This is a genomic window from Atribacter sp. (assembly GCF_035418125.1).
In the GTDB taxonomy this organism is placed as follows: Bacteria; Atribacterota; Atribacteria; order Atribacterales; family Atribacteraceae; genus Atribacter; species Atribacter allofermentans.
In genome coordinates this window covers 14076-17448 of sequence record NZ_DAOLQM010000018.1, presented here as the reverse complement: position 1 = coordinate 17448, position 3373 = coordinate 14076, and the positions used below count along the sequence as shown (strand labels likewise).

2 protein-coding genes are annotated in these 3373 nt (G+C 40.3%); both read right to left on the bottom strand.

Annotated elements, in window-relative coordinates; genetic code table 11:
• Window positions 1-218 precede the first annotated feature (218 nt).
• The gene (gene dnaG, locus PLK24_RS02330; RefSeq protein ID WP_324476153.1) at window positions 219-2000 is read right to left on the bottom strand and encodes a DNA primase; all 1782 of its coding nucleotides are present in this window, start codon (window positions 1998-2000) and stop codon (window positions 219-221) included.
• Between the two features lie 221 nt (window positions 2001-2221).
• Window positions 2222-3373, bottom strand: a 1152-nt coding sequence (locus tag PLK24_RS02325) for a sodium-translocating pyrophosphatase (RefSeq protein WP_324476152.1), incomplete at its 5' end; no start/stop codon positions are given.

Sequence of the window (3373 nt, the reverse complement as noted above, 5' to 3'; positions counted from 1 at the left end):
GATTCTCACGTCGCATAATACGCTCCTCAGAATGACGGAGTGGGTGGATGAGATTACCACGTCACTCCGTTCCTCACAATGACGAAGCAGTAAAAAATTCAAATTCCCCTAACCCCCTTTGCTAAAGGGGGAAATTGATCGGCGTATACCTATTTTCATCCTCATCTGGTGCCACAACCGTGGCATGAACGCTTATCTCCTTCTTTTAAATAAAAAAATCAAGAACAGGTTTTTAACCCTTGTATTTCTTTATCTATTTCTTCTATCCGCTTTCCAATCAAAAGTTTGGATTCATAATCGGCTTGCTGAGCTAATTCACTAGCCAGTATTGATCGTTCTCTTCTTAATTCCGCTCTTTTTAGAGTTTTGATCAGGCTTTGAATTAACTCTTCATTCATCTCGTAACATTCGGTTTCCGTAGAACCCAAAGCTGAAATACAAGACGACATCGACTCATCTCCAGAAAATACATTAATCAGGTCAGATAGAGAAAACTCCTCACCCAAATTACTTAAAATCGCCTGATATATTCTCCGGTGTTCTGGAACAGAAAAATACTCAGCTGGTACCTGGTCACAAATCATACTTCTGACGGTTGGCTCTTCTAAAAGAAATTTTACCAGTATTTTTTCGGCCTTTATTGCTCCGTGAATAGCATCTTTTTGGGCTGTTTTAAAGAGTTTTACTTTTTTCTCGCTCTCCCGAGTTCCCTTTAAAACATTATAGATTAATGATTCAGGAATTTTTAGGTACTGAGCCAAAGAACGTATTTTTAAAGACCTTTCAATGGAATCAGTCATAGCATTGATGGAAGGAAGAAGACCGCGAATGATATGAATTTGTGATTCTAATGATTTAGAACCATATTCATTCAACAATAATTCCAATTGATAATCAAAAATTGGTTTTTTTTGTTCTAGAATTTCTAAAAACGCTTCTCTTCCTTTCTTGCGAAGGTAAGTATCAGGATCATAGGGAGATGGTAACACTGCTATTTTAACCGATAATCCCTTTTTGGTTAAAATATCTATTCCCCGGAAAGTTGCCATTCTTCCGGCATTATCTGAATCATAGCAGATAACAACCTCTTCAGCGAACCTCCTGATAAGAGTTGCTTGATGAGCCGTTAAGGCTGTCCCCATCGATGCCACGCAATTGGTTATCTGGTTCTCGAAAAGGGATAGGAAATCCATGTATCCTTCAACTAATATGACCGTCTTAGTTTTTCGTATGTCGCTTTTCGTGGCAAATAAACCATATAAATTGTTTCCTTTAGAAAAAACTGGGCTTTCAGAACTATTGATATATTTAGGATTCTCATTTTCAAGAAGGGTTCTTCCAGCAAAGCCTACAATCTCTCCATTGCTGTCGTGAAGCGCAAAAGTTATTCGTCCTCGGAATCGATCATACAATTCTCCCTTTTTAATGACATTTCCTATCCCTGCCTGGATAAAATCGTTCCCATTAAATCCCTGTTGATACAAATACTCGATAATTGCCTTTCCATCTGCTGGTGAATAACCAAGTCCGAATTGTTCAGCTGACGACGGTTTGATGCCCCTTTTTTGAAAGAGATATTGCCTTGATGTTCGTGCCAATGGATCTTCAGAATGAAGGAGTGAATCATAATAATATTTTTGCACAACTTGGTTTAACTGTATTATTTTCCCTTTTTGTCGATATTCCTTGTTCTGTATATTCCGCCTTAAGGTGGGAAGTTCAATGCCTGCTTTTTGAGATAAATGAATCACCGCATCTTGAAAAGAAAGATTTTCTACTTTCATGATAAAATTAAAAATACTCCCCCCAGCGCCACATCCAAAACAATGAAAAATTCCCTTTTCCGGTGAAACGGTAAAAGAAGGAGTTTTTTCATCGTGAAAAGGACAAAGGCCTCGATAATTTTTTCCGGCTGGTTTTAAATCTACATAACTGGAGATGAGCTCAACAATATCGATCCGATTTTTAATTTCTTCTAAAGTTTGATCTTGAATAGCCAAAGAAAAACCTCTTATAATTTTTAATTAATTATAAACCAAGATTCCCCTCTGATTAACAATGCCTATTTTAAGAAGGACGTAATTTCCCCCTCGCCTTAATCTCACCCATCAGGAGAAAAGAAAGAAAAAAATGAATTTCCAGAATTAAAAACTACGAAAGCTCGGGGTTTTTCTCATAACCCCGAGCTAAGTTTATACCGAAACAAATCTAAGCTTATCACTTACCTTAAAAAGAGTGGTGCAAAAACCAATGCTACAATAGTCATTAATTTGATCAAAATATTGAGTGAGGGACCAGCAGTGTCCTTGAAAGGATCTCCAACCGTATCGCCGACTACTGCTGCCGAATGAGCCGAAGTTCCCTTGCCACCCAAGAAACCACCTTCAATATATTTTTTGGCATTATCCCAAGCACCACCAGCATTCGCCATCATAATCGCCAGCATCAAACCAGTAACAATGGCACCGGCTAGAAGACCACCTAAGGCTTCTTTCCCCAAGATAATTCCAACAAAGAGAGGAACCAAGACCGCCATCAACCCAGGAACGATCATCCGAGTAATAGCCCCTTTGGTGCTGATGTCGACACAACGGGCATAATCGGGTTTGGCTTTTCCTTCCATCAACCCCTTGATTTCTCGGAATTGCCGGCGTACTTCCTCAACCATTTTAAATGCTGCAGCACCAACTGCTTTCATTGACATCGACGAGAACAAGAAGGGCAACATGCCACCAATGAAAAGACCAACTACCGTTCGGGGATTCAGGATGTCAATCACACTGAGCTTAACAGTTTGGGAATAGGCTACAAATAACCCTAAGGCAGTTAAAGCTGCCGAAGCAATCGCAAATCCTTTTCCAATAGCAGCTGTGGTATTTCCGAGTGAATCGAGTGAATCGGTAATTTTTCTTACTTTGGGATCCAGCTCAGCCATTTCAGCAATTCCGCCGGCATTATCAGCAACCGGTCCATAAGCATCAACTGCAACAATTATACCAGTAATGGAGAGCATACCAATTCCAGCAATGGCAATACCATAGACTCCAGCTGCCCAATAAGCCACCATAATGGCTGCACAAACCAACACCGTAGGAAGAAGAGTGCTTTCCATGCCAAGCGCTAAACCATTGATGATCACGGTAGCCGGACCGGTTTTAGAGTTTTCGGCTAATTCCTTGACTGGCTTGTAATCGCTGGCAGTGTAGTATTGAGAAGTTAATCCGATGATAATACCGGCAATCAAACCGGCAATCGTCGCCACAAAGGGTCCAGTTGTCTTTAAGATTAAAAGGGAGGCAATCAAACTGATAACAATCACCAGAGCACCACTGATATAAGTACCACGGTTCAGTGCTGCTGCCAACCCTTTTTC